Genomic DNA, 24,635 nt, shown 5'->3' on the forward strand with positions numbered 1-24,635 from the left:
TCACCGGCTCGCGTCACCGGGTCGCGTCACCGGGTCGCGTCATCGGCTCGGGTCACCGGGCTCGGGTCATCGGGTGTCGGCGCGGACGACGGCGACCGGACAGTGCGCCCGAGCCAGCACGCCTTGGCTCACGGAGCCGACCAGCCTGCCGCTGAGGCCGCCGAACCCTCGGCTGCCGACGACGAGCAGCTCGGCCCCACGGGAGTGGTCGACCAGCGCCGTGACCGGGTCGGCGCGCAGGACGTGCTGTCGGACGCGGACGTCGGGGTACTGCCCCGACCAGCCGGCAACCTCCTCTGCCGTGACCGCCTGCTCCTGCGCGACCTTGGCCGCCGGGTCGTCGGAGAGCCACGGAGCGACGTAGCTGCCGCTCGATCGAGCCGGGCACGCGTGCACCACTGTCAGGGGGAGTCCCCGGAGGGAGGCCAGCGCGAAGGCGTAGCCGATGGCCTCGGTGGAGAGTCCCGACCCGTCCGTCCCCACGACCACGCTCGGCCGCTCGGGCTCGACCTCCGCCAGGCGGCGCACCACGACGACGGGGCAGGCCGCGGTTGCTGCGACCTCTGCCGAGGTCGTCCCGAGCACGGCTCCGACGAGCGCTCCACGACCCCGCGACCCCACGACGAGGCTGAACGCGGATCGCGAGGCGCTCACCAGAGCGTGGGCCGGGCTCTCGTCCGTCAGCTGGGTCGTGACCTCGAGGCGTGGAGCCACGGCGCGGGCGCGAGCCAGCGCCGCGTCGAGGACCGTCCGGGCGGGGTCCGGCTCAACGGCGTCGCTGTCCTCGACGTGGGCTCCTTCCGGCCGACGATCGTCAGGGTGGGCGCCGGCATGCAGCAGGTGGAGCGGTCGCTTGCGGCGCACCGCCTCCTCGATCGCCCACGTCAGCGCGAAACGGCTCTCGGGCGCACCGTCCACGCCGACGACCACCGGGCGTCGCTGCGGCATCACTGCCGCCCCGTGCGACGGGTCCGCTGCAGAAGTCATCGCCTCGTCCATCCCCAGTCCGTCCGCGCGCTCATTACTCCTTGGTCGCCACCCAGCCTCGCGAGGCGGCGTCCCGTCGGACAGTGCCGAACGTCCCGAGTCCCCGGGAGTCGGATCCGAGCGTGGGAGGCGCGTCCAGGGCGCCGGGCACTGGCTCAGGCGCGCGATCGGGACGCCCGGCCCCGGCTCAGGCGCGTGGGCTGGTCCGCTCGATGTGCGCGGCGAGCGTCGACCGCAGCTTCGCCGCCCGTCGTGATCGCAGCAGCGACACGAGCTCGGCGTGCTCGCCGACGAGCCCGAGCATGTGGGGCGTCGTCGTCGCCTCGCCCAGCCGCCCGAGCCGCACGAACGCGCCGAGCTGCTCGAGCATCCGGGAGAGCGTCGGCATGCGGGCCGCACCGGCCAGCGTCAGGTGGAACGTCTCGTCCAGACGGAGAAACGCCTCGGCGTCACCGGCCTCGGCCGCGCGCTCCTGCTTGAGCAGCAGCAGCTCGAGCCCGTCGAGGTCGTCCTCGTCCCGCAGCTCGCAGGAGGCCGGGGTCGCGGCGCCTTCCAGGGCCACGCGAAGCGTCATGACCTCGCGTCGGCGCTCCGGCGAGACGTCGACGACGAGCAGCTGGCGCCGTGGCCCCACCGAGAGCAGCCCGTCGCTCTGGAGCCGGCGCAGGGCCTCACGGACCGGGGTCCGTGACACCGAGTGCTGCTCGGCGAGGGCGACCTCGTCGAGGGGCGCGCCCGGCGCGAGCGCGCCCGACATGATGTCGGCGAGCACCGCCCGACGCACCCGGTCGGCCTTGGTCGAGCCCGCTGGGGAGGTCACGGGCGCAGACCCTACTTCGCGAAGATCTGCGACTCGTCGGCGAAGGCCTTGAACTCCATCGCGTTGCCGGCCGGGTCGAGGAAGAACATCGTCCACTGCTCACCGGGCTGCCCCTCGAAGCGCAGGTACGGCTCGATGACGAACGTCGCGCCCGCGGACTTCATCTTGGCGGAGAGGTCGTGGAAGTCCTCCACCGCGAGCACCGCGCCGAAGTGCGGCACCGGCACCTCGTGGGAGTCGACGTGGTTGTGCCCGGCTGGGCCGGGGTGCACGGCGACCTCGTGGGTCACGACCTGGTGGCCGTAGAAGTTCCAGTCGATCCACTGCTCGGCAGAGCGTCCCTCGGACAGTCCGAGCACACCGCCGTAGAACTCGCGGGCGGCGGCGATGTCGTCGACGGGGACGGCGAGGTGGAAGCAGGGGCGAGCGGTCACGGCATACTCCTCAGTTCTTGTGTGCAAGTTCATCAAATGTATACATACGTCGCAAAGTCGCGCAAGGCCGAAGCGGGCTCGCGCGCACCCGGCCGGGAGTAGCGTCGGCGCCATGACCTTCGACGTGGCGGGTGAGGCGTACGGGCGGTTCATGGGGCGCTACTCGGAGCCGCTCGGCCCGGTGTTCGCCGACTGGGTCGGCGTGCGGCGCGGCGACCGCGTGCTCGACGTCGGGTGCGGTCCGGGGGCGCTCACCGCGGAGCTCATCGACCGCGTCGGCGTGAACCATGTCGCGGCGGTCGACCCGTCGGCGCCGTTCGTCGAGTCGGTGCGGCAGCGCTTCCCCGACCTCGAGGTCCACAGGTCGCCGGCCGAGCAGCTGCCGTTCGACGACGGGCTGTTCGACCAGACCCTCGCCCAGCTCGTCGTCCACTTCATGCAGGATCCCGTGACCGGGCTGGGCGAGATGGCCCGGGTGACCCGGCGCGGCGGTCTCGTCGCGGCCTGTACGTGGGACCTCGCCGGCGACCGTTCTCCGCTGAGCCACCTGTGGAGCACCGTCCGGCGCATCGACCCGCTCGTGGGCGACGAGTCGCACCTGCCCGGTGCGCGCGAGGGTCACCTGGTCCAGCTCGCCACGGAGGCTGGCCTGGTCGACGTCGAGAGCACCGAGCTCTCGGTCACGGTGACGCATCCCGACTTCGACGAGTGGTGGGAGCCCTTCACGCTCGGGGTCGGCCCCGCCGGCGACTACGTCGCGTCCCTCGACCCGCGGTCCCGCGACGAGCTGCGCGACGAGTGCCGCGAGGGCTTCCCGGCCGACGGCCCGTTCGACGTCACCGCGGTGGCGTGGGCCGTCCGCGGGCGGGCCTGACCGCACGCCTAGCCTTGTGCGTGGGCCTGCCCGAACGACAGGGTGGGTCAGGACAGCCACCCTTCGAACCAGGAGAACGCCATGGCAGGAACCACCCGCACGGCAACGAACCACTGGGAGGGCGACCTCTTCAACGGCAACGGCCAGGTCACCCTCGAGTCGTCCGGCATCGGCACCTTCGACGTCAGCTGGCCCTCGCGCGCCGAGGAGGCGAACGGCAAGACCAGCCCCGAGGAGCTCATCGCGGCGGCGCACTCGTCCTGCTTCAACATGGCCTTCTCGAACATCCTGGCCAAGGCCGGCACCGCGCCGACCTCTCTCGACACGACGGCGGCCGTGACGTTCGTGCCGGGCCCCGGGATCACCGGCATCGTGCTCAAGGTTGTCGGCTCGGTCCCCGGCATGTCCGCCGAGGACTTCCAGGCCGCGGCCGAGGACGCCAAGGAGAACTGCCCCGTGAGCCAGGCGCTCAAGGCCGTGCCGATCACCCTCGAGGCGAGCCTGTCCGAGTGACCTCCCTCGTCTCGCGGCTCGGGCTCGCCCTGGTCAAGGGCACCCGCCACACCGACCGGGACGAGATCGAGCTCGACGACCACGGCCCTGTCGGCGACCGCACCTGGTGCGTCGTCGACAGGGCCGCGGCGCGTGTCCTGCGCACCGTCGAGAACCCGCGCCTCCTCCGTCTGACCGTGGCGGAGCACGGCGACCGGCTCGTCGTGACGACCCTCGAGGGTCAGAGGGTCGAGGCGACGACGCGCGGCGCCGCGCACGGCATACGGGCGTTCGACTACTGGGGGCGAGGCGCGCGAATCCGGTTGCAGGACACCGCACTCAACGCGCTGTTCTCCGAGGAGCTCAGGCGCGATGTCGTCCTGGCTCGCGCCGAGCGGGGTGACGTCGTCTACGCCGACCCGGTCTCGATCGTCACCACGGGTGCCCTCCGTCGCCTCTCCGAGGCGCTGCGCGGCAGCGGGTATGCCGTGCCGTCACCTCTCGACGCCCGCTTCCGGGCCACGCTCACGCTCGACCTCGATGACGACCCGCCGGCCGGGTCGCGGGTCCGGGTCGGCGACGCGGTGGTCGAGGTGACCGCGCCGCTCGAACGGTGTGCGGTCATCGACCTGGACCCGGTGACGGGCGAGCGCACGGGTTCGGCTCTGCTGCACCACATTCAGGCTCAGGACGGTCGCCTGCTCTTCGGGATGGGAGCCCGCGTCGTGACGCCGGGGACCGTCAGGCGCTCTGGCTGACGGACGTCTGCCGGTACGCGGCGGCTCCCACCTGCTCCGCCACCTCCATGGCGGCCCGGCGAGCGGCGCGGCTGGCGCCGATGGTGCTTGCCGAGGGCCCGTAGCCGACGAGGTGGACGCGTGGGTCGTGGGCCGCGGTCGTCGCCGCCTGCACATTGCCGGGCACCCGCACGAGGGGGATCCCACCCCGTGGTCCGCGCAGCCCGAGCGGCTCGAGGTGGTCGACCGCGGAGCGGAAGCCGGTCGCCCAGAGGATGGCGTCGGCGCGTTCGACGGTGCCGTCGGCCCACCTCGCACCGCTGTCCTCGAGGCGCTCGAACATGGGGCGTGGGTCGTCGTAGGCGCCGAGCCGAGCCGCTTCCTGCTCCTGCTCGCGCAGCATGAGTCCGGTCGCCCCCACGACACTCGTGGGGGGAAGTCCTGCGACGACGCGCCGCTCGACCTCGGTGACGACCTGCAGCCCCGTCTGCGGACTGAACTCCTCCGTCCGCCACTGCGGTGGGCGTCGGGTGACCCACACGATGTCGGCCACGGGCGCGAGCTCGCCGATGAGCTGGACCGCCGAGGCACCCGCGCCGACGACGATGACCCGCTTGCCGCGCAGGTGCTCCGCGCCCGGGTAGGTGGCGGTGTGGAACTGCTCGCCACCGAAGTCGGCCACCCCCGGGTAGTCGGGCCAGTTCGGTCGCGTCCACGTCCCGGTCGAGTTGACCAGGGTGCGCGTGCGCCAGCGACGGTCACCGGCGTGGACGACGAGCAGGTCCCCCTCGCTCGTGACCTCGGTGACCGTGACCGGCCGCTCGACCGGGAGGTCGTGTTGCCGCTCGTAGTCCGCGAACCACGTCGGCACGGCGACGTTCGCCCGGGCGGTCGAGCGCTCGGGGGCGGGCTGGCCCGGGAGGTCGGCGACGCCGTGCACGTCGTGCATCGTCAGGGAGTCCCAGCGTTGCTGCCACGCGCCGCCCGGGGCCGGGTTGCCGTCGAGGACGAGGTGGTCGACGCCGCGCTGGGTCAGGAAGTACGACGCGGCCAGTCCACCTTGGCCCGCGCCGATGACGATCGAGTCCCACACGTCCACATGTCGTTGAACATCGAACCAACCGCCTGTATGCCGTCCGCCCCGACTGCAGTGATTCCGCGCCTTGTCACTCCTCTGCCCCATCGACGAAAACCGCTGTGCGACTGCGAAATTCAGTCGAAAGAGATCCAGCGCGAACTTGACAGTCGAACGCATGTTCGAGACAATGGAGCATGGACGAGGACGTCAGCAGCCCGGAGGTCGCGCAGCTGTGCGCGGCCCTCGACGGCGCTCGCGATGCCCTCGGCTCAGACGGCGTAGGGGAGGTCTTGGCCCGCATGAGTGGGCCCGAGCTGGCGCGAGTGATGCGTGTCGCTGACGACGTTGCTTCCCGTGCCCGAGCGGCGCAGGTGCGGGTCACCGCGGAAGCGGCGCACCGGGGCGAGTTCACGGCTGCCCGCCGCGGGATCGGGTCGGTGGACGCATGGGTGCGCGAGCACGCACCGTCGCTGCGACAGGCCGGGTGCAGCCAGGTGGCGCACCTGGCACAGGAGGTCGCCTCGTCGGTGCCCGGCGGGCTCTGGTCGAGCGCGGGTCCGGCGGCGGGCGCGTTCACGGACCTCGACCGGGCCGAGGGAGTGGTCTGGGCCCGGGTGGTGACCGGTGAGGTCGCGCCGGCGTTGGCCGTGACGGCCCTGCGCGAGATGGCCCGGATGAAGGACCTCCTCAACCCGGCCGCCGTCCCGACGGTGGCCGGTGCCGTCCTCGACCACGGGGTGGCCTGGGGTGCGCGGGAGGCGCAGAAGATCCGCCCGCACCTCCTTGCCCGGTTCGGGGCGGAGGGTGAGTTCGACAAGCATCAGGGGCGCCTGCGGTCCTCGGCCTTCCTCACGAGCCCGCGGATCAACGACGGCGACATCACCGAGTACAGGCTCGGGCTGACGCCGGAGCAGGCCGCCACCCTCGAGGCGGCAATCGGTCCGCTGTCGCGACCCGCGCCGAACGAGCAGACGGGCGAGCGAGACCTCCGGCCGGCCGAGCTGCGACGTGCCGAGGCCCTGGCTGCCGTCTGTGCCGGTGCCGCCTCCGAGGAGGGTGCCCGGCGTTCGGGCCCGGGGTCGGCGTCGATGTCGTTGCACGTCTCGATGACCCTGGCCGACCTCATGAGCCGTCTCGAGACCGCAGGCCAGGCGGCCGACGCAGACGACGCAGACGACGCAGACGACAGGGTGCGCACGGGATGCGGGCAGGTGCTCGCCTCGCGAGCGCAGGGGACGATCCTCGCACCGGCGGTCGTGCGTCGACTCGCCTGCGACGCCGACGTCCTCCCGGTGGTCCTCGGCTCGGAAGGTGAGGTGCTCGACCTCGGGCGTGCCGTCCGGCTGTTCAGCCGGGGACAGCGGCGTGCCCTGTGGACCCGCGACGGTGGCTGCACGTACCCGGGCTGTGACATGCCCGCGGGATGGTCCCGCGCGCACCACGTCGTGCACTGGGTCGACGGAGGACGGTCCGACCTCGAGAACGCTGCCCTGCTGTGCCAGCGCCACCACACCTTCGTGCACGACCGGCGTCTCATCGCGACCGTCCACCCACCCGACGAGCACGGCCGCTCCGTGACCTGGGACCTCACGCCGGGCTCCTACGACCGGGTGCTTCCCGACCGGATGGCGTCGCTCCGCCGCGCCCGAGTCGGACGAGCCGAGGGCCGAGCACGGCTCGACACCGGACCTCCCGACGCGTGGGCCAGCAGCCCTCCGGACGAGGTCCTGCGCGAGCTCGTCGACGACCTCCTCGCCGAGCACCTCGCACGCGACGCCCACGAACGCGACGCACCGGGACTCGACGACGTCGACCCCCGTGACCTCGTCGACGACTGGCGCCTGACCGCCTGACTCCCGTGCCCTTGCGACGCCTGGCCACCTGACCTGCATGCTCGTGCGCGGGCCCGACCGCGCCCCCAGCCCGGTGATCACACGTCCCCTGACTCCGGTCTCGGCGTCCATGACCAACGTCCCTAGCCCCATCAGGGTCACAGGGGAAGTGTGGAAGTGCAGCGAAGGAGGTTCGCAATGACCACCTCGAACATCGGACCCCGAAGCGACCACGCACCCGTCGCCGCGGTTCCTCACAATGACGCCGATCGGGCCTACCGGCGGGCCTGGTGGTCGCTGGCCTTCTTCCCGGTGTCGTTCGTTCTCGCGTTCGTCATCGGCGAAGGGCTCTTCAGCATGCTGACGGATGGCGAGGTCGACCCGGCCGTGTGGAAGGTCCTGCTCTCGGGACTGCCGGCGCTGGTCGTCCTCGTTCTCCCCGGCGTGCTCGCGGTCCACCAAGGACGACAGGCGCGCCGGCTCGGCCGCCGCGACGGTTTGATCCCCGCGATGGTGGGTGGGGCAATCGCCCTCGGTGTCGTCGGGCTCAACGCCGTCTCCTACCTCCTCATCCTCCTCGTCGAATGACGCGGCCGTGAGCAGGCGAGGCACGGCAGCCCCAGATCGGAGGCCGAGGATGAGCACCCCCGCAACGAGCCCGTGGGCCGGGTCGGCCCGAGCGGGGACAGTGGCACTCGTCGCGGGCGCCGTGACGCTGGCTGCCACCGCCTTCACCTACGTGCTCAGCCTCAGCGACGTCATCGATCCGCCCAACTGGCTCCGGATCCTCGGCATCGTGTGGATGCCCTTGGGATTCGTCGCCACACCCATCCTGTGTGCCGTCGCTCGGTTGGGTCCGGGACGTCAGCGAGCCGGCGTCGGGCTGGCCCTGGCACTGGCCGGTCTGGTCGCCTTCGTCGTGCTCCTCTTCGTCGCGGGCTGACCGGTCCCGGGGGACCGTTGTCGGGGGCGAGCTTGATGGCTACTGTCCTTTCGTCTGGTCGTGGCAACAGAGGTGCCAACGGAGGTGCCATGAGGCGGTCGTGTCCGCGAGTCCTGGCGGTGCTCGCCGCCGCCCTGCTCGGCTGCGCCGCACTCACCGCCTGCAGCGACGACGGCGCGGACGCCTCGCCCCCAGCATCCGCGGCCCGCTCGAGCGCCGGCTCCCCCACAGCGGCACTCCCACGGTCAGCGGGCTCGACCTCGACCTCGACCCCCTCCGCATCCCCAGCCACGGCTCCGGCGACGCCAGCGCCCACCAGCACGGCTCCTCCTCCTGAGCCGCGAGAGCCCACGGCCGCCCGGTCTCAGACCCCCGAGGGGGCGGCGGCCTTCATCACCTACTACGTGGCGCTGCTCGACCGCGCCTACCGGGTCGCCGACCCCAGCGGTGTGGCGGCATACGAAGGACCCGAGTGCGCACAGTGCCGCACGCAGGCTGCCGAGATCGGAGCGCTGCGTGCGAAGGGGCAGCGAGCCGGCGGGCCGGCATACACGGTCGTCGTCGAGCCGCCCACAGTCCTGAGGTCCACGCGCTACGACGTGCCGGTGACCCTGACGCGGGCGGCGGCACCGCTGGTCGACCGCTCCGGGGCCACCGTCGGCAGGCTCAGGGCGAGCACGACGCGGCACAGGGTGGTCCTTGACTGGACCGGTATGGGCTGGCAGCTCAGCCACCTCCGCCCGCTCGGCGCAGCCTGAGGCCAGCCGGGGCGCCAGGTGCCGGGAGGAGAAACCGCGCCGTCACGTGGCAGCAACATGGGGGCCTGCGTTCGGTCGAGACTGACAACCGCGCGGACCACCGTTGGCAGGTGCTGCCAATGAGCGGCTGTCTCTCGCGGAGCCAGACTGCTCGGCACACCGAGTGACCGACCTCGAGCCCCAGGGGTCGGCCCCGTCCACCAGAGGACCCGTCATGACCCGCTCGCGCATCTCCATCCCCTCCATCGCCGCGCCGCGAGGCCTGACCCGCCGCGCCGCCACGACTCTCGCCTTCGCCTCGATCTCCGCCCTCGTGCTCGCCGGCTGCGGTGGCGCCGAGGAGGGTGGCGACACCGGCAGTGATGCCGGTGACGGCGGTGACAAGCAGGTCATCGCCGCGATCTTCTCCGGCCCGACCAACGACGCGGACTACAACGCCGTCGGCCTCACCGCCCTCAAGGCCGCGGAGTCGGCCGGCGCCGAGATCTCGTTCAGCGAGAAGGTCGCCGTCCCCGACGTCGAGGCCCGCCTCACCGAGGCCGTCGGCGACGGCGCCACGGTCGTGTGGACCCACGGCTCGCAGTTCTACGACGCGACGGCCAAGGTCGCCAAGAACAACCCCGACGTCAACTTCATCGCCGAGTACGACGGCGTGCCCAAGGACCAGCCCGCCAACGTCTGGACCATCGACCGCCAGTTCCACCTCGGCTTCTACGGGATGGGCGTCTTCGCCTCCAAGCTGAGCAAGACCGGAACGGTCGGCTACGTCGGCGGCCTCTCGCTGCCGTTCTCGATGGCCGAGGTCCACGCGATGGAGCAGGCGCTCAAGGACACCGGGGCGAAGACCACCGTCAAGCCCGTCTGGACCGGTGACTTCAACGACGCCGCGAAGGCGCAGCAGTTCGCCACCCAGCTGCTCGGCCAGGGCGCCGACGTCATCGTGGGCTCGCTCAACCAGGGCTCGACCGGCACCTTCCAGGCCTTCGAGGGCCGCGCCGCCGGCGACGGCTGGGTCACCGCGAAGTACACCGACAAGTCCGCGGCCGCCGGTGAGCACTACGCCGGCAGCCTCGTCTACGACTTCGACAAGCCGCTGGCCGACGTCCTCGCCAAGATCAAGGCCGGCGAGGAGAAGGGCAACTACCTGCTCGGCTTCGACACCGGTGTGACGATCAAGATGGCCGACGGCGTGCCCGCCGACGCCAAGGCCGCGGTCGAGAAGGCCATGGCAGACGTGAAGTCCGGTGCGGTCAAGGTCGAGCTCAACACCGAGAAGATCGGCTGACCCTTGCTCCAGATGTCCGGCATTCGCAAGACGTTCGGGCCGGTCGTGGCTCTCGACGGCGTCGACTTCACCGTCGCCGACCGTGAGATCCACGGCCTGCTCGGGGGCAACGGCGCAGGCAAGACGACGTTGATGAACGTCCTCTACGGCCTCTACGCGCCCGACGCCGGGACCGTGCAGATCGACGGCACCCCCGTCGAGATCCAGTCCCCGAAGGACGCGATCGCCGCGGGCATCGGCATGGTCCACCAGAACTTCCTCCAGGTGGACGTCTTCACGGTCGCCGAGAACATCGTCCTTGGCACCGACAGCTCCGGGCTCACCGCCGCGGACGGCTCACCCCAGACCGCGACGCAGCGGATCACCGAGCTGTCCGAGCGGTTCGGCCTCACCGTCGACCCGTCCGCGCGGGTCGCCGACCTCCCCGTCGGCGTCCGCCAGCGCGTCGAGATCCTCAAGGCGCTCTATCGCGGGGCCAAGATCCTCGTCCTCGACGAACCGACGACGAACCTCACCCCGCAGGAGGTCGACGACCTCTTCTCGTCGATGCGCGCCATCGTCGACGACGGCATGTCGGTCGTCCTCATCACCCACAAGATCCGCGAGACCATGGAGGTCTGCGACCGGATGACGGTGATGCGCGACGGCCGGTGGATCGCCACCGTCGACAAGGCCGACACGACGGCCGACGACCTCGCGGCGACCATGATCGGCGAGGTCGGCGGCAGCGAGGCCGAAGCGGCCGCACTGGCCGAGGCGGCGCAGGTCGCCCTCGGTGAAGAAGACCTTGGTGAGGCCTCCCTCGCGCACGCCCTCCCGGGTGCGCAGGAGGCCGAAGCCGGGGGTGGCGTCGCGGACACGGTGGCCAGGACCCCTGCCAGGGTCACCGTCCGCGGCCTCACCGTTGCCGGGCAGGGGGGCAAGCCGCTCGTCGACGACGTGACCCTCGCCCTCCGGCCCGGCGAGATCCTCGGCATCGCCGGGGTCGCCGGCAACGGCCAGGGCGAGCTTGCCGAGGCCCTCACCGGCACCCGGACCGCCACCGGCTCGCTCGTCGTCGACGGCGAGGAGCTCGTCGGCCGGCCCACCGCGACGTGGCTGCGCAGCGGCGTCGTCTACGTTCCCGAGGACCGCCAGCGGGACGGCATACTCCCCGGAGCCGGCATCACCGAGAACCTCGTCCTCGGATCGCACCGGAGCCGAGCGAAGGCCGGGATGATCAACTGGCGCGCCGCGCGCGCCGAGGCGGTCGAGGCGATCAAGGAGTTCAGCGTCAAGACGCCGAGCGCCGCCACCGCCTGCGGACAGCTCTCCGGAGGCAACATCCAGCGCGTCATCCTCGCCCGGGCCTTTGCGCACCACCCCAAGCTGCTCCTCCTGCACAACCCCACCCGCGGGCTCGACATCCGCTCGACCCAGTTCGTCTACGACCGGGTGCGGGGCGCCGCCGCCGACGGCTGCGTCGTCATCGTCATCTCCGAGGACCTCGACGAGGTGCTGGCACTCGCCGACCGCGTCACCGTCGCCTACTCGGGCCGTCTCGTGGGCGAGTTCTCCCGCGGCGAAGCCAACCCCTACGACCTCGGTCGACTCATGACAGGAGTCGGCGCATGAGCACCGACGTCACCCGGGCGCCGGAGGTCGGCGACGTCGCCGCGACCCCGCCGCTCTCGCAGCAGGCGCGTTCGCTCGCCTTCGCAGCCATTCCGTATGCCGTCGCCGTCCTGGCCGCGTTCGTCGTCGTGGGCGTGCTCATCACCGTCCTCGGGCACGACCCGGTCAGCGCGTTCCGGGCGGTGCTGACGAACTCGTTCCGCAACCAGACGGGCATCGTCCAGACCCTGCACAAGTGGGCGCCGCTGACGCTGCTCGCGCTGGCGTTCGCCATCCCGCTCGGTGCCGGCCGGTTCAACATCGGTGGTGAGGGCCAGATGATCCTTGGCACCGTGGGCGCCGCGGCGGTCGGCATCACGATGTCGGAGCTGCCGCTCGTGCTGCTGCTGCCGCTCGTGCTCGTCGTCGGCACCCTGGCCGGCGCGGTGTGGTCTGCCATCTCGGCCTGGCTCATGGAGTCGTTCAAGATCAACGAGATCCTGTCGACGGTGCTGCTCAACTTCGTCTCGTTCGAGGTCCTCGACTACATCGCGTCCGTCGTCTGGTCCGACCCCGGAGCCGGTGGTGCGGTGACGCTGCCCGTCGGCGAGGGTGCGGTCCTGCCCGGCATCGGCCGTCCGCCCATGCACACCGGCGTGCTGCTCGTGCTCCTCGTCTCCGTCGTGGCGGCCGTCATGGCCAAGCGGTCGGTCGCCGGCTTCGAGCTGCGTGCCGTCGGCCTCAACGAGCGGGCGTCCAAGCTGCACGGCATCCGCACCGGGCGGGTCGCGGTGACCTCGATGATCGTCGCCGGTGCGCTCGCCGGGCTGGCCGGGGCCATCGAGGTCGCCGGTGTCCACCAGCGCACGCTCGAGGGCATCCAGTCCAACTTCCTGCTGCTCGGCATCATCATCGGCCTCATCGCCCGCGGCTCGCTCACGGCGGTCCCGTTCGTCGCGTTCGGCATCGCCGTCCTCGAGGTCGGCGCCGGCTCGATGCAGCGCGTCTCGGGGGCTCCCTCCGAGATCGTCCTCATCCTCGAGGGCCTGATCCTGCTCTTCCTCCTCATGTCCGACGTCGCGACCGAACGGTTCCGGCGAGCCAGAGCCTCACGTGCCGCCAGGTCGGCGCAGCTCACGAAGGGAGCGGTGGCATGAGTGAGTTCCTCACCCTGACCATCACCGCCATGGTGCCGTTCCTCTTCGTCGCGCAGGGCACGATGCTCAGCGGTCGCGCCGGCATCTTCAACGTCGCCCAGGAGGGGCTCATGCTCCTCGGTGCCGCGGTCGGCTACATCATCTCACTCAAGGCCGGTGGGAACGTCGTGGGACTCGTCGTCGCGGCGCTCGCGGGTGCCGTCGTCGGCTTCGTCCTGTCGTGGGCGACGACCTCGCTCCGGCTCGACCAGTTCGTCGTCGGGCTGGCGCTGTTCTTCCTCGCCGGTGGCACCGCCTCGCTGCTCTACCGCGTGGTCATCGGCAACGACGAGCCGCCGCGCATCAAGCCGCTGCCCGACCTGATCCTGGGTCAGGACGCGATGGTGTTCGTGGCGATCGGGCTGTCCGCCTTCCTCTGGTGGTGGCTCTACCGCACCGACGCCGGCATGCGACTGCGCTCGGTCGGCGAGAACCCGAAGGCGGCCGACTCGCTCGGCATCAACGTCGCCCGCACCCGCATGTGGGCCGGCACGGTCGGAGCGGCGCTCATGGCCGTCGGTGGCGCCTACCTCCCGATGGTGTTCTCGGGTGTGTATGCCGACGGGATCGTCGCGGGTCGCGGCTGGCTCGCGATCGCCCTCGCCTTCTTCGGTGGCTGGCGTCCGCAGTACATCCTCGCCGGCTCGGCGTTCTTCGCGGCGATGGAGGTGCTCGCCCAGCGGGCCCAGGTCTCGGGGATCGGCATCCCCCACCAGTTCGTGTCGATGCTCCCCTACGTCGCGACCCTGCTCGTCATGGTCTTCGCCCTGCGCTGGGCCCTGGTGCCGCAGTTCCTCGGCAAGAACTACGACCGCGAGTCCCGCATCGTCGGGTGACCCAGCCTCACCGGTCGACGGCCCGCATCGTGGGCGATTCGGCCGAACCGCCCTCACCCTCGAGGCCGCGCCGATAGCATCGGAGCGGCCTCGACGTGAGCAGTACGGCGATCCGCCACCACTGCAACCGCCATCCACCATCACGAGGCCGGTGCACGCGCTCGCACCGTGTTCTCGTACCCGAGACAGGGGTGCCACCACGATGCGTCGTCCCGCCGCCGGGGCCGTCAGTGCCCTGCGAGTCCGCCGCGCCGACGTCCGGAAGCCAGCTCGTCGATGAGTGACTTCCGGAGGATGACGGAGGCGAACGTCGCGGTGCCGGCGGGGCGCCGGATGGGCATCCTCGTCGCCTGTCTCATCGGACTCGCCCTCACCGTGCTGGGTGCGACCGGAGTGGTCGCCCTCACCGGCACCGTGCGCCCATCGGACTCGACCGACGTGGCGAGCCGCGGACCGGAGCGCGGGCCCGCCGCGCCCGGAGACACCTCGGGCCCATCGGCCACGCCGTCGTGGACGTCACCCGGCGCGACATCCACCTCGACGGTTGCGCCCTCCTCTCCGACCCCGGGCGACCCGGGCGCGACGGGTGGCACCGGCGCGACGCCGACCGGGTCCACGGGCCCGTCGTCGACGGCTGCTCCGCGGACCCCGCGCCCTGTGGCACCCCCAGCCGGTGGTGGGGCCGGTGCCTTCGTCCCCGTGGTCGGGGTGACCGACGGCGACACGATCAGGGTGCGGGTCCCCAGTGGCACCGAACGGGTCCGGCTCATCGGCCTGGACGCACCGGAGCGCAAGGGCGACGAGTGCTGGTCGCAGCAGGCGGCGAGCCGGCTGCAGAGCCTCGTCCAGAGCCGCACCGTGCAGCTCGTGGCGGACCCGACGCAGGCGGACCGTGACCGCTACGGGCGGCTGCTGCGCCACGTCGTCACCGAGGACGGGCAGCTGGCCGCCCAGGTGCTCATCGAGGGCGGCTTCGCCAAGGAGTACACCTACGCGGCGGCCTACGAGCACCGCGACACCTACCTCGCCGCGCAGAAGCGCGCGCAGACCAAGCGTCTCGGGGTGTGGAGCGCCGCCTGTGCAGCGCCGACCCGAGCCCGCCCGGCCCCAGCCGCGACGCCCGCGCCCGGAGCGTCGGCCGGGACACCGGCGGATGGGACTCCGGCCTCGGGGTGCGTCATCAAGGGCAACATCTCCTCCTCGGGCGAGAGGATCTACCACGTGCCCGGCGGCGGCAGCTATGACGACACCGTCATCTCGCCCGGCAAGGGCGAGCGCTGGTTCTGCACCGAGCAGGACGCTCTGGATGCCGGCTGGCGCAAGGCCCTCAACTAGCTCGGGCCCGCACCCGGCTCAGGCCAGGGCGGCCTCGGTGAGCTGGTCGGCCGCCTTGGCGAACAGGTCCTGCAGGTCACCCTCGGGATAGCTCGCCGCGAGCTCGGCCGCGGCAAGCGCCCCACCGAGCAGCGTCGACGGGGTGATGTGGCCGCCCCGCGGGTCCGGGAACGGGCCGGGCTGCGGCGGGCGGGGCCAGTGCTTCGGCCACCCGGTGCCGCACCAGTCCTCGATGTCGGCGAGGAAGGCCTCGCGGGCATCGGCGTCCCGGCCGCCCACGATGATGATGCCGCGAGCCATGACCTGGAGGAGGAGCCGACCCGCGTCGACCGGCGGCAGTGGCTGGGGGTTGAGCGACACGAGGTCCACGCGGCTGCGCAGACCCTGGGGCCCGCCACCGACGAGTTCCCAGATCCTGTCGTTGAAGTGGGCGGGGAACTCGAGGCGGTCGTTGTGCGGTGAGGTGATCCTCGAGGCCGCGATCGCCTTGATGAAGTCGGATGCAGTGGCCATGGGCTGGTCCTTCGTGAGGTCGGGGCGGCCCGCACCGGGCCGTCACGACCAAGGAGGGCGAAACCCTCCGCCAGATACGCCGACCGGCCACGACCACCTCTGCCGGTCGCGCCCAGCGGAGGCGTCCACGTGCGCGACCTCGTCAGCCGAGCGCGGGCACGCGGCGGCACACGGCATACGTCACGAGTGAGGCGACCGCGGTCGCGAAGGTGCCCCAGGCGAGGTCCACGGCGACGATCGACGCCGGGAAGCCCTCGATGACCGCGAGGTTGGTGAGGTCCCACGTCGCGTAGGCCACGAAACCGAGCAGGGCGCCGGCGACGAGCGCCTTCCGCCCGGAGCCCGCGGCGAGCGCCGGGCGGGTGACGAAGTAGGTGATGCCGACGATGTAGATCGCGTAGAACGCCACTGCCGCAAGGGCGTTGGGCTCGGCGGCGAGGAGGTCGCCGAGCTGGTCGTCATAGATCGGCCGGCCGATGACGCCCAGCCACAACCCGTCGAGGATGCCGAACACGACTGCGGCGACGGCGTACTGGCCGAGCGCGGCGCGCATCAGTCGCGGGTCGGCAGGTGCTCGTCGAGCCACGCGATGACGTCGGCGGTGACCTCGTCGCGGTTGGTCTCGTTGAGGATCTCGTGCCGGGCATCCGGGTAGAGCGTCATGGTCACGTCGGCGACGCCAGCCTCCCGCAGCCTCTGGGTGACCTCGCGCGGACCCTTGCCGTCCTCACCGACCTGGCACCGCGACCCGGAGATCACGAGGACGGGCAGGTCCTTGGGAAACGCCTGGAACGCCTCCGGCCGGGTCACCGAGCGCCAGCCGCGAAGCAGGTCACCGTAGGACGCCGCGCTGAGGACGCCGCCGCAGAGCGGGTCCGCGAGGTAGGCGTCAACCTCCGCCTCGTCGCGCGAGAGCCAGTCGAAGGCCGTGCGGCTCGGCTTGAACGCCGAGTTCACCTGGTTGTTGTAGATCTTGTCGAGGAGTCCGGAGGGGCGGCGCCGTCCGAGGACCCTGGCCTGTGCGACCGACAGCGCGAGCGCGGGGAGGGCGACGGCCGGGGGGTTGCCACCGGTGGCCGACAGGACGAGGCCGGCCAGGTCGTGGGCGTGCTCCACGACGTACGCGCGGCTGAGGAACGAGCCGAGGCTGTGCCCGAAGAGCACCACCGGCACACCGGGGTGCTCGGCCTGGGCGAACTCGGTGACGGTGCGGAGGTCGCCGACGACGGTGTTGAAGCCGTCGTGGTCGCCGAAGTGCCCGAGCTCGCCGTCGCGCGCGGTGCGACCGTGGCCACGGTGGTCCTCCGCGTAGACCGCGTACCCGGCCGCGGTGAGCGCCTCGGCGAACCGCGCGTAGCGGCCGGCGTGCTCGGCGACCCCGTGCACGATCTGCACGATCGCGCGAGGTGGACCGTCCGGGAGCCAGCGGTAGGTGTGCAGTGGCGTGCCGTCGGTGGCGCTGACGGCGATGGTGCTCGACTCCATTGACGGCTCCTGAGGGGGATGTGGCTCGCGGCTGCCGACGCTACCGCGTGGGCGCCGCCCTCACGTCCCGGTTGTGGCTGACTTCTCGCGCGCCGGTATGCCGTCCGCCCCCGGACGCGACTGTGCCCCGCCGCGCGAGGCGACGGGGCACAGGAAGCGAGGCTGGGTCAGCCCCGGTAGCCGCGCGACTGCGACGAGAACGCCGCGGCGCCGCCGCCGGTGCTGCGCTGGCCGCCACCCTGGCCGCCGGAGCGACGCGGGGCGCCGCTGCGCTGGCCACCGGACTGCTGCCCGCGAGCCTGGCCGCCACCGCTGGAGCGCTGGGCGCTGCCGGTACGCGGGGCGCCGGAGCGCTGACCGCCACCGGAGGCCTGGCCACCGCCGGAACGCTGGCCGCTACCGGAGGCCTGGCCACCGGCGGAGCGGCGACCGCCACCCGAGCGCTGGCCACCGCCGGAGCGCTGGCCCCCACCCTGGGGTGCGGCGCCGGGCACGGTGAACGCGCCGGGGAAGGTGCGCTCGCCGGGAGCGAGCTCGGTGAGGAGCGGGTGCGCCTTGTTGACCTTGGTGGTGGTCGGCTTGATGCCGGCCTTGCGGGTGAGGTCACGCACGTCGCGGATCTGGTCGTCGAGCATGAGCGTGACGACGGTGCCCGAGTTGCCGGCGCGGGCGGTGCGGCCCGAGCGGTGCAGGTAGGCCTTGTGCTCGACCGGCGGGTCGGCGTGGATGACGAGGCTGACGTCGTCGACGTGGATGCCGCGCGCCGCGATGTCGGTCGCCACGAGGGTGTGCGCGGTGCCGGCGTGGAAGGCGTCCATCGTCCGGGTCCGGGCGTTCTGGCTGAGGTTGCCGTGCAGCTCGACCGCGGGGATGCCCTCGGCGTTGAGCTGGCGGGCCAACTTCTTGGCGCGGTGCTTGGTCCGGGTGAAGACGACCTTGCGGCCGGGAGCCGCGGTGAGGTCGACGAGCACGGGGAGGTGGGCGTCAGCCGTGACGTGGAGGACGTGGTGGCTCATCGTCGAGACCGGCGACTGGGCCGAGTCGGCCTCGTGGGTCTTCGGCGAGGTGAGGTAGCGCTTGACGAGCGTGTTGATGGCGCCGTCGAGCGTGGCCGAGAAGAGCATGCGCTGACCGTCACGCGGGGTGCGGTCGAGGATGCGCTTGACGACGGGCAGGAACCCGAGGTCGGCCATGTGGTCGGCCTCGTCGAGGACGGTGATCTCGACCGAGTCGAGGTTGACGTGGCCCTGGCCGATGAGGTCCTCGAGCCGGCCCGGGCAGGCGACGACGACGTCGACGCCGCGGGCGATGGCCTGGACCTGAGGGTTCTGGCCGACTCCACCGAAGACCGTCTTGGACGTGAGTCCGAGCGGCTGGGCGAGCGGGGCCAGTGCCTCGTCGATCTGGATGGCGAGCTCACGGGTGGGAGCGAGGATCAGGGCGCGGGGGCGCTTCGGCTGACGGCGACGGCCGTCGGAGGCGAGGCGGGCGAGCACCGGGAGGAGGAACGCGTAGGTCTTGCCGGAGCCGGTGCGGCCACGTCCGAGGACGTCGCGGCCGGCGAGGCTGTCGGGGAGGGTCGCGGTCTGGATCGGCGTCGGCGACGTGATGTCGCGGTCGGCGAGGACGCGGACGAGGGACTCGGGGACGCCCAGGGCTGCGAACCCGGTGGACGTGCGAGCAGGGCTGAGGGTGTCAGTGGACACGAAAGGGTGTACTCCAGAGAGTTCTGATGCAGTCGGTTCTGCCCGGCACGTTCCGGAGTCGCGACGAGGCGAGCAACATCGGTGTTGTCGTCGTCGTGGGTCTCTCGGTCGCAGCGCATCGGCATCGACAGTGAGAAAGAAGAAGCAGGTCCGAGGCAGAACGGTGCGGACCGCTGGGGTCAACACTAGTGGCACGGGGCCACATTCCCCGCATCGGCGCTCGCCGAGACGCCTGCGGACGGCGTTGGGGACGGCCCCTAGACTGGCGCCCGTGGCGATGAGGCTGATGGCGGGAGTCGATGTGGGGGGCACCCGCGTGAAGTCGGTGCTCGCCGACTCCGACGGCTCAGTCCTGTTGTCCCACACCGCTTCCACGCCGGATCACCCGGGCGAGGCCGTCGTCGACCTCATCGTCTCCACGGTCTCCGACCTGCTCGAGGCGGCGCGCGCGAAGGGGATCACGGGCGAGCTGGCCGCCGTGGGGGCCGTCGTCCCTGGACTCGTCGACGAGTCGCTCGGCACGGCTGCGTGGTCGGCCAACCTCGGCTGGCGCGATCTGCCCCTCCGAGAACGGCTCCGCGAGCTGTTCGACGTTCCTGTGGCGGTGGGTCACGACGTCAGGGCGGGGCTGCTCGCCGAGTTCCACCTCGGGGCCGCGCAAGGCGTGCCCGACGTGCTCTTCGTCCCGCTCGGCACCGGCATCGCCAGCGCGCTCCTCGCCTCCGGCCGGGTGGTCGCGGGCACCGAGTGGACCGGCGAGATCGGCCACGTCGTCGTCGACCCCGACGGTCCCGTGTGCGGCTGCGGTCGCCGCGGCTGCCTCGAGGCCGTGGCGAGTGCCGGTGCCCTGGGTCGCGCGTGGCGCTCACTCGGCCGTGACGGCGACGCCGAGACGCTGAGCCGGGCCGTGGCCGACGGCGACCGTGAGGCGATCCGGCTCTGGGAGGGCGCGATCGACGCTCTCGTCCGCGTCATCGCCCCCGTCTGTGCCGCGGCAGGCACTCGTGTCCTTCTCATCGGCGGTGGGCTCGCCGAGTCCGGCGCCCTCCTGCTGGATCCGTTGCGGGACAGGTTGGTCCACTCACTCGGCCACGACCGCATCACCGTCACCCGTGCGGCGCTCGGCGACCGAGCCGGCGCCCTCGGGGCAGCTCTTCTCGCCATGGAGGCGGCCGCGTGATCTTCACCCTCACCCCCAACCCCGCTCTTGACATCACGTATGCCGTGCCGAGACTTCACGTGGGCGAGTCCCACCGTGTCTCGGTCACCGGGACCCACGCCGGTGGCAAGGGGCTCAACGTGGCCGGGGTCCTCGCCTGCATGGGTGTCGACCACGTCGCGATCGCCCCCGTCGGCGAGCGCCAGCGCGCCTTCTTCACCGAGGACGCGGCCCAGCGCGGCATCCGCCTCCGGCTCGTGGAGTCGCCGGTGTCGATGCGACGCTCCGTCGCCGTCCTCACCACCGATGGCCAGGCCACGGTGCTCAACGAGCAGGGCGACCCGCAGCCCGAGGACGTCTGGGAGGAGATGACCGCCATCGTGCGCGCCAGCGCCCGACCCGGTGACGTCCTGGCCGTGTCGGGGAGCCTGCCGCCCTCCACCTCGGACGACCTGCTCGCCGCGCTGTGCCAGGCGGGTGTCGACGCCGGAGCCGAGCTCGTCGTCGACGGTCGCGGGCGGTGGGTGACCGAGGTGCTGCGCCAGACACCGGCCCTGGTCAAGCCCAACGCGTCCGAGGCCGCGGCCATGACCGGGATCGACGACCCCACCAGGGCCGCGCACCAGCTCGTCGCCGATGGCGCCTGGGCCGCGCTCATCTCGCGTGGAGCCGACGGCCTCGTCCTCGTCACCGAGGAGGGACGGGTCATCGAGGCGCGTCCCCGCACACCCGGCGCGGGCAACGCGACCGGCGCCGGTGATGCGCTCACCGCAGCGATCGCGACCGGCCTCGACGGGACGCCACGCAGCGAGGTCGACTGGCCCGAGGTGCTCCGCGTGGGTGTCGCGTGGTCGGCGGCCGCCGTGCGCCAGACGGTGGCGGGTGTCATCGACCGGACCGACGTCGACGCCCTCCTCGACGACGTCGAGGTCACCGAGCGCTCCTGATCGGGACCCATCGAACGCCACCGGTGCCGACATCTTTCGACCAATAGGTCAATAGATGTCGGGACCCTGCGACAGAACGTGACCTATTGGTCGAAAAGTGTCGGGATGGTGCCCGACCAGAAGTGACCTATTGGTCGAAAAGTGTCGGGATGGTGCCCGACCAGACGTGACGAGAAGTGACCTATTGGTCGAAAGATGCGAGGAGGCGGAGGAGGCGTTCGGCCTCGTCGGTGACGGCGTCGCGAGCCGCGCCGAGGTACTTCCTGGTGTCGACGGTCGGCGCCGCGTCGAGCCGCTCGAACATCGCCTCGGTCCACACCTGGTTGAGGTGGGTGGCGATGTTGACCTTGGTCATGCCGGCCGCGACCGCGGCGACGAGCCCGTCGTCGGGCACCCCGCTCGACCCGTGGAGCACGAGCGGCACCGGCACCTGCGCCGCGATGGCGGCGATGAGGTCGGTGTCGAGCACCGCGACACGTTCGGTCATGGCGTGCGAGCTCCCCACCGCGACGGCGAGGGCGTCCACGCCCGTATCGGCGACGAAGCGTGCCGCGTCGGCCGGGTCGGTGCGCACCCCGGGTGCGTGCACGCCGTCCTTGCCGCCGACCTCACCGAGCTCGGCCTCGACCGAGACCCCCGCCGCGTGGCACTGCTCGACCACCCGTCGCGTCGTCTCGCGGTTGGCGTCGTCCGGCAGCCGCGACCCGTCGAACATCACCGAGGTCAGTCCCAGCCGCACGGCCTCGTCGACGAGCTCGACCGACACGGCGTGGTCGAGGTGCACGACGACCGGCTGCGAGCAGGCCTCGGCGATCGCCAGCGTCGCGGCCGCGATGGGCCGCAGCGAGCCGTGGTATCGCACGCAGTTCTCACTGATCTGCATGACCACCGGCAGCGAACAGCGCTCTGCCGCAACGGCATACGCCTCCGCATGCTCGATCTGGATGACGTTGAACGCGGCGACCCCGCGCCCGGCCGCGCGAGCCTCGGCCAGGACCGGGGTCAGTGCGGACAGGCTCATCAGCTGGCGTCGTCGAGGATGATCGAGCGGGTGAGGTTGCGCGGCTGGTCGGGGTCGATCCCCGCGGCAGCGGCGCGCAGGACGCAGTAGCGGTGCAGCCGCACGAGCTCGGCCATCGGGTCGATGTCGCGGTGCTCGAAGTGGCCACCGGTCGCCCGGACCTGCTCGGCGAGCCCGTCGGGGACCTCGCCGATCGCCCACGTCGCGCGCCCGGGAGCGGCGATGCTGATCGGGCCGTGGCGGTACTCCATCGCCGGGTAGGCCTCGGCCCAGAACTGCACCGACTCGCGCAGCTTGAGCGCAGCCTCGTTGGCGAGGCCGACCGTCCAGCCGCGCCCGAGGAAGCTCACCTGCTCGACGTCGACCAACCCGGCGTATGCCGTGTCGTCACCCTCCGCGAGCACCTCGCGGGCGTCGGCGATGGCGGCGTCGAGCGACTCGCCGAGCGAGGCACGGAGCAGAGCCAGGACCGTGGTGGCGAACCGCGTCTGGACCACGGACTGCTCGTCGACCTCGGACAGGAGGATGACCGACTCGGCGGCTTCGGCGACGGCGGTGCCTGCAGTGGCGACGAGTGCGACGTGCGGCGTCCCGGCGGCACGCAGCTCCTCGACGACCTCGATGACCTCGGTCGTCGTGCCCGAGCGGGTGATGACGACGACTCGGTCGTACCCACGGGCCAGGTGGTGCTCGCTCGCGGCGAACGCGTCGGTGACGCCCTGACCCAGGGACTCGCGCAGGACGGCATACGCCTGGCCCATGAACCACGACGTGCCGCAGCCGATGGTCGCGACCCGCTCACCCGGGCGTGGCAGGAGCTCGGCCACCTCGGGAAGGCGGGCGGCCACGGCGGCCCAGTCGTCGGGCTGGGTGGAGATCTCCTGCTCGAGGTGGGTCACGGTACGTCCTCACATGGTCGGCTGGTTGCGCGAAACTGATCGACACCTAGCCTAAGTGTGCAGAGTCGTGCACGACAACCCTTCGCCCCTGCGTGAAGTGCGCGTTAGAGTCCAGCCATGTCACCCACGGACGAGGCGGTCCAGGACGCGCCCCGCCACCGCGCCTCGCGGCTCTCGGCGATCCTCGACCTGCTCGCCACCCAGGGCCGTCTCACGGTCACGGCCGCAGCGGACGCCCTCGCGGTCTCGGAGGCGACGATCCGGCGGGACTTCGCCGAGCTCAGCCAGCGCCAGCTCGTGACACGCAACCACGGCGGTGTGGTCGCGACGTCGGTGGCCTACGAGCTGCCCTACCGCTACCGCTCGAGCCAGCACGACACCGAGCTCGACCGGATCGCCCGTGCCGCAGCGGACCTCGTCGAGCCCGGCGCGGTCGTCGCCATGAACGGCGGCACGACCACGACGGCCGTCGCCCGTGCCCTCACCGCACGTGACGACCTCGAGAGCACCGGCCTCACCCTCGTGACCAGCGCGCTCAACATCGCCGTCGAGGCGGTCCTGCGTCCCCACGTGCGCTGCGTCAGCCTCGGCGGGATCCCGCGGCCGGAGTCGTACGAGGTCACGGGGCCCCTCGCGATCGCCGGGCTGGGCCAGCTCTGGCCGGACGTCGCCATCCTCGGGGTCAACGGGCTGTCGCACCGCGAGGGCGCCACCTGCGAGCACGAGGACGAGGCCGCGGTCTCGCGCCTCATGGTCGAGCGCTCCACCGAGGTGATGGTCGTCGCGGCCGAGGCCAAGCTGGGCCAGCGCGCCTTCACGGTGATCTGTGACGCCGACCAGGTCACCACCCTCGTGACGACGGCCGCGCAGGACCATCCCCAGGTCGTCCTCATGCGTGGGACCGGAACGACCGTCCACTGCGTGTGAGGACCAGCCCCTCGTCGCACTAGGGTCGGTGACCATGACTGACCAGAAGACCCAGCTGACGCTGTCCGACTTCTCCGCGACGACCCTCGACGGCCGGCCCCAGGACCTGAGTGCCTACGACGGCCAGGTCGTCCTCGTCGTCAACACCGCCTCCGAGTGCGGGCTGACCCCGCAGTTCGAGGGCCTCGAGAAGCTCTGGCAGGAGTGCCGCGACCAGGGCCTCGTCGTCCTGGGCTTCCCGTGCAACCAGTTCGGCGGCCAGGAGCCGGGCGAGGCCGAGCAGATCGGCGAGTTCTGCCAGCGCAACTACGGCGTGAGCTTCCCGATGTTCGACAAGGTCGAGGTCAACGGCGACGGCGCCCACCCGCTGTTCCAGTGGCTGCGCCAGGAGAAGGGCGGCCTGCTCGGCAGCAAGATCAAGTGGAACTTCACGAAGTTCCTCGTCGGGCGCGACGGCCGGGTCATCGACCGCTACGCGCCGACCGCCGCCCCGGACTCGCTCGCCGGCGACATCGAGAAGGCGCTCGCCGAGAGCTGAGCGGGGTCCGCGACGCCGGCCGCACGGCATACGAGCGGCTCGACCCGAGTTGGTCCCGCTCGACCCGAGATGCCAACTCGGGTTCAGCGGCGCAATATCGGGTGACCCGATATTGCGGCCGCTCGGCGCTGCCGTGTTGCGCGAATGTGATCGAAAGTCGGCAAATTCGCTCATGTTTGTCATTGCGTATGCCGTCATCTCGCCCTACGTTGGCTGGCAGCCGGTCCGGGCGCACCGAAG

General features: G+C 71.8%; 26 protein-coding genes and 1 pseudogene. 17 read left to right on the forward strand and 10 right to left on the reverse strand.

Going from position 1 to position 24,635, the window contains the following annotated elements; all coding sequences use genetic code 11:
* Positions 1-66 precede the first annotated feature (66 nt).
* From LL946_RS08145 to LL946_RS08155, 3 genes are all read right to left on the reverse strand, one after another.
* On the reverse strand, positions 67-987 hold the full coding sequence (locus LL946_RS08145) for a universal stress protein (RefSeq protein ID WP_404386532.1): 921 nt from the start codon (positions 985-987) through the stop codon (positions 67-69).
* A 187-nt stretch (positions 988-1,174) separates the two neighbouring features.
* Complete coding sequence (locus LL946_RS08150; protein ID WP_404386533.1) at positions 1,175-1,807, reverse strand: GntR family transcriptional regulator; 633 nt, start codon at positions 1,805-1,807, stop codon at positions 1,175-1,177.
* An 11-nt stretch (positions 1,808-1,818) separates the two neighbouring features.
* Positions 1,819-2,241, reverse strand: coding sequence for a VOC family protein (locus LL946_RS08155; protein ID WP_404386534.1), 423 nt, complete (start codon positions 2,239-2,241; stop codon positions 1,819-1,821).
* Between the two features lie 112 nt (positions 2,242-2,353).
* Between LL946_RS08155 and LL946_RS08160 the strand changes: the two genes are divergently transcribed.
* The 3 genes from LL946_RS08160 to LL946_RS08170 all read left to right on the forward strand — a co-directional run bounded on the left by LL946_RS08160 (position 2,354) and on the right by LL946_RS08170 (position 4,365).
* Entirely contained in the window at positions 2,354-3,115 is a 762-nt protein-coding gene (locus LL946_RS08160; RefSeq protein WP_404386535.1) for a class I SAM-dependent methyltransferase, read from the forward strand.
* Positions 3,116-3,196: 81 nt separating this feature from the next.
* On the forward strand, positions 3,197-3,628 hold the full coding sequence (locus LL946_RS08165) for an OsmC family protein (RefSeq protein WP_404386536.1): 432 nt from the start codon (positions 3,197-3,199) through the stop codon (positions 3,626-3,628).
* The gene (locus tag LL946_RS08170) at positions 3,625-4,365 is read left to right on the forward strand and encodes an MOSC domain-containing protein (RefSeq protein ID WP_404386537.1); all 741 of its coding nucleotides are present in this window, start codon (positions 3,625-3,627) and stop codon (positions 4,363-4,365) included. Before LL946_RS08165 ends, LL946_RS08170 begins: the two co-directional genes overlap by 4 nt.
* On the opposite strand, the gene LL946_RS08175 is transcribed toward LL946_RS08170, so the two are convergent.
* Positions 4,349-5,437 (reverse strand): NAD(P)-binding domain-containing protein, encoded by a 1,089-nt coding sequence (locus tag LL946_RS08175; protein WP_404386538.1) that lies wholly within the window; start codon positions 5,435-5,437, stop codon positions 4,349-4,351. The genes LL946_RS08170 and LL946_RS08175 overlap by 17 nt on opposite strands.
* A 179-nt stretch (positions 5,438-5,616) precedes the next feature.
* Between LL946_RS08175 and LL946_RS08180 the strand changes: the two genes are divergently transcribed.
* From LL946_RS08180 to LL946_RS08225, 10 genes and pseudogenes are all read left to right on the forward strand, one after another.
* The gene (locus tag LL946_RS08180) at positions 5,617-7,275 is read left to right on the forward strand and encodes an HNH endonuclease (RefSeq protein ID WP_404386539.1); all 1,659 of its coding nucleotides are present in this window, start codon (positions 5,617-5,619) and stop codon (positions 7,273-7,275) included.
* Positions 7,276-7,452: 177 nt separating this feature from the next.
* Positions 7,453-7,842 carry a hypothetical protein gene (locus tag LL946_RS08185; protein WP_404386540.1) on the forward strand — a complete coding sequence of 130 codons (390 nt, stop codon included), beginning with the start codon at positions 7,453-7,455 and terminating at the stop codon, positions 7,840-7,842.
* A 49-nt stretch (positions 7,843-7,891) separates the two neighbouring features.
* Entirely contained in the window at positions 7,892-8,197 is a 306-nt protein-coding gene (locus LL946_RS08190; protein ID WP_404386541.1) for a hypothetical protein, read from the forward strand.
* A gap of 100 nt (positions 8,198-8,297) precedes the next feature.
* The gene (locus LL946_RS08195) at positions 8,298-8,534 is read left to right on the forward strand and encodes a hypothetical protein (protein ID WP_404386963.1); all 237 of its coding nucleotides are present in this window, start codon (positions 8,298-8,300) and stop codon (positions 8,532-8,534) included.
* A 52-nt stretch (positions 8,535-8,586) separates the two neighbouring features.
* A pseudogene (locus LL946_RS08200) lies at positions 8,587-8,955 on the forward strand (hypothetical protein); the annotation flags it as partial.
* A gap of 214 nt (positions 8,956-9,169) precedes the next feature.
* Positions 9,170-10,240 carry a BMP family protein gene (locus LL946_RS08205; RefSeq protein WP_404386542.1) on the forward strand — a complete coding sequence of 357 codons (1,071 nt, stop codon included), beginning with the start codon at positions 9,170-9,172 and terminating at the stop codon, positions 10,238-10,240.
* A 12-nt stretch (positions 10,241-10,252) separates the two neighbouring features.
* Positions 10,253-11,854, forward strand: a complete 1,602-nt coding sequence (locus LL946_RS08210; protein WP_404386543.1) for an ABC transporter ATP-binding protein — start codon at positions 10,253-10,255, stop codon at positions 11,852-11,854.
* Positions 11,851-12,990, forward strand: a complete 1,140-nt coding sequence (locus LL946_RS08215) for an ABC transporter permease (RefSeq protein WP_404386544.1) — start codon at positions 11,851-11,853, stop codon at positions 12,988-12,990. Before LL946_RS08210 ends, LL946_RS08215 begins: the two co-directional genes overlap by 4 nt.
* Positions 12,987-13,865 carry an ABC transporter permease gene (locus LL946_RS08220; protein WP_404386545.1) on the forward strand — a complete coding sequence of 293 codons (879 nt, stop codon included), beginning with the start codon at positions 12,987-12,989 and terminating at the stop codon, positions 13,863-13,865. The genes LL946_RS08215 and LL946_RS08220 overlap by 4 nt, the downstream gene beginning before the upstream one ends.
* A 294-nt stretch (positions 13,866-14,159) precedes the next feature.
* Complete coding sequence (locus tag LL946_RS08225) at positions 14,160-15,200, forward strand: thermonuclease family protein (RefSeq protein ID WP_404386546.1); 1,041 nt, start codon at positions 14,160-14,162, stop codon at positions 15,198-15,200.
* Between the two features lie 18 nt (positions 15,201-15,218).
* Here LL946_RS08225 and LL946_RS08230 read toward each other — a convergent pair whose 3' ends face one another.
* The 4 genes from LL946_RS08230 to LL946_RS08245 form a co-directional block, all read right to left on the reverse strand.
* Positions 15,219-15,713, reverse strand: a complete 495-nt coding sequence (locus tag LL946_RS08230; RefSeq protein WP_404386547.1) for a hypothetical protein — start codon at positions 15,711-15,713, stop codon at positions 15,219-15,221.
* A 142-nt stretch (positions 15,714-15,855) separates the two neighbouring features.
* Positions 15,856-16,266, reverse strand: coding sequence for a DUF2177 family protein (locus LL946_RS08235; RefSeq protein ID WP_404386548.1), 411 nt, complete (start codon positions 16,264-16,266; stop codon positions 15,856-15,858).
* On the reverse strand, positions 16,266-17,198 hold the full coding sequence (locus LL946_RS08240; RefSeq protein ID WP_404386549.1) for a lysophospholipase: 933 nt from the start codon (positions 17,196-17,198) through the stop codon (positions 16,266-16,268). The genes LL946_RS08235 and LL946_RS08240 overlap by 1 nt, the downstream gene beginning before the upstream one ends.
* A 167-nt stretch (positions 17,199-17,365) precedes the next feature.
* Positions 17,366-18,904: a DEAD/DEAH box helicase gene (locus LL946_RS08245; protein WP_404386550.1), complete on the reverse strand. Its 1,539-nt coding sequence runs from the start codon at positions 18,902-18,904 to the stop codon at positions 17,366-17,368.
* A 277-nt stretch (positions 18,905-19,181) separates the two neighbouring features.
* Here LL946_RS08245 and LL946_RS08250 point away from each other — a divergent pair, with 277 nt between their 5' ends.
* Positions 19,182-20,084, forward strand: coding sequence for an ROK family protein (locus LL946_RS08250; RefSeq protein ID WP_404386833.1), 903 nt, complete (start codon positions 19,182-19,184; stop codon positions 20,082-20,084).
* Complete coding sequence (locus tag LL946_RS08255; protein ID WP_404386551.1) at positions 20,081-21,010, forward strand: 1-phosphofructokinase family hexose kinase; 930 nt, start codon at positions 20,081-20,083, stop codon at positions 21,008-21,010. Before LL946_RS08250 ends, LL946_RS08255 begins: the two co-directional genes overlap by 4 nt.
* Before the next feature lie 181 nt (positions 21,011-21,191).
* Here LL946_RS08255 and LL946_RS08260 read toward each other — a convergent pair whose 3' ends face one another.
* Together LL946_RS08260 and LL946_RS08265 are read right to left on the reverse strand one after the other, a co-directional pair.
* Positions 21,192-22,031 (reverse strand): class II fructose-bisphosphate aldolase, encoded by an 840-nt coding sequence (locus tag LL946_RS08260; protein WP_404386552.1) that lies wholly within the window; start codon positions 22,029-22,031, stop codon positions 21,192-21,194.
* A complete protein-coding gene (locus tag LL946_RS08265; protein ID WP_404386553.1) occupies positions 22,031-22,930 on the reverse strand; it encodes an SIS domain-containing protein in 900 nt (299 codons plus the stop codon). The genes LL946_RS08260 and LL946_RS08265 overlap by 1 nt, the downstream gene beginning before the upstream one ends.
* Positions 22,931-23,047: 117 nt before the next feature.
* Here LL946_RS08265 and LL946_RS08270 point away from each other — a divergent pair, with 117 nt between their 5' ends.
* Together LL946_RS08270 and LL946_RS08275 are read left to right on the forward strand one after the other, a co-directional pair.
* Positions 23,048-23,857, forward strand: coding sequence for a DeoR/GlpR family DNA-binding transcription regulator (locus LL946_RS08270; RefSeq protein ID WP_404386554.1), 810 nt, complete (start codon positions 23,048-23,050; stop codon positions 23,855-23,857).
* Between the two features lie 34 nt (positions 23,858-23,891).
* Positions 23,892-24,395, forward strand: a complete 504-nt coding sequence (locus LL946_RS08275; RefSeq protein WP_404386555.1) for a glutathione peroxidase — start codon at positions 23,892-23,894, stop codon at positions 24,393-24,395.
* Positions 24,396-24,635 lie beyond the last annotated feature (240 nt).

This window comes from Knoellia locipacati (genome assembly GCF_044791685.1).
Classification (GTDB): Bacteria; Actinomycetota; Actinomycetes; order Actinomycetales; family Dermatophilaceae; genus Knoellia; species Knoellia locipacati_A.

Excerpts from the sequence above, each read along its gene's own strand:
- LL946_RS08145 (WP_404386532.1), bottom strand. The coding sequence starts at position 987 with ATGACTTCTGCAGCGGACCCGTCGCACGGGGCGGCAGTGATGCCGCAG.
- LL946_RS08160 (WP_404386535.1), top strand. The coding sequence starts at position 2,354 with ATGACCTTCGACGTGGCGGGTGAGGCGTACGGGCGGTTCATGGGGCGC.
- LL946_RS08165 (WP_404386536.1), top strand. The coding sequence starts at position 3,197 with ATGGCAGGAACCACCCGCACGGCAACGAACCACTGGGAGGGCGACCTC.
- LL946_RS08180 (WP_404386539.1), top strand. The coding sequence starts at position 5,617 with ATGGACGAGGACGTCAGCAGCCCGGAGGTCGCGCAGCTGTGCGCGGCC.
- LL946_RS08185 (WP_404386540.1), top strand. The coding sequence starts at position 7,453 with ATGACCACCTCGAACATCGGACCCCGAAGCGACCACGCACCCGTCGCC.
- LL946_RS08190 (WP_404386541.1), top strand. The coding sequence starts at position 7,892 with ATGAGCACCCCCGCAACGAGCCCGTGGGCCGGGTCGGCCCGAGCGGGG.
- LL946_RS08205 (WP_404386542.1), top strand. The coding sequence starts at position 9,170 with ATGACCCGCTCGCGCATCTCCATCCCCTCCATCGCCGCGCCGCGAGGC.
- LL946_RS08210 (WP_404386543.1), top strand. The coding sequence starts at position 10,253 with ATGTCCGGCATTCGCAAGACGTTCGGGCCGGTCGTGGCTCTCGACGGC.
- LL946_RS08215 (WP_404386544.1), top strand. The coding sequence starts at position 11,851 with ATGAGCACCGACGTCACCCGGGCGCCGGAGGTCGGCGACGTCGCCGCG.
- LL946_RS08220 (WP_404386545.1), top strand. The coding sequence starts at position 12,987 with ATGAGTGAGTTCCTCACCCTGACCATCACCGCCATGGTGCCGTTCCTC.
- LL946_RS08225 (WP_404386546.1), top strand. The coding sequence starts at position 14,160 with ATGACGGAGGCGAACGTCGCGGTGCCGGCGGGGCGCCGGATGGGCATC.
- LL946_RS08230 (WP_404386547.1), bottom strand. The coding sequence starts at position 15,713 with ATGGCCACTGCATCCGACTTCATCAAGGCGATCGCGGCCTCGAGGATC.
- LL946_RS08235 (WP_404386548.1), bottom strand. The coding sequence starts at position 16,266 with ATGCGCGCCGCGCTCGGCCAGTACGCCGTCGCCGCAGTCGTGTTCGGC.
- LL946_RS08240 (WP_404386549.1), bottom strand. The coding sequence starts at position 17,198 with ATGGAGTCGAGCACCATCGCCGTCAGCGCCACCGACGGCACGCCACTG.
- LL946_RS08250 (WP_404386833.1), top strand. The coding sequence starts at position 19,182 with ATGAGGCTGATGGCGGGAGTCGATGTGGGGGGCACCCGCGTGAAGTCG.
- LL946_RS08260 (WP_404386552.1), bottom strand. The coding sequence starts at position 22,031 with ATGAGCCTGTCCGCACTGACCCCGGTCCTGGCCGAGGCTCGCGCGGCC.
- LL946_RS08270 (WP_404386554.1), top strand. The coding sequence starts at position 23,048 with ATGTCACCCACGGACGAGGCGGTCCAGGACGCGCCCCGCCACCGCGCC.
- LL946_RS08275 (WP_404386555.1), top strand. The coding sequence starts at position 23,892 with ATGACTGACCAGAAGACCCAGCTGACGCTGTCCGACTTCTCCGCGACG.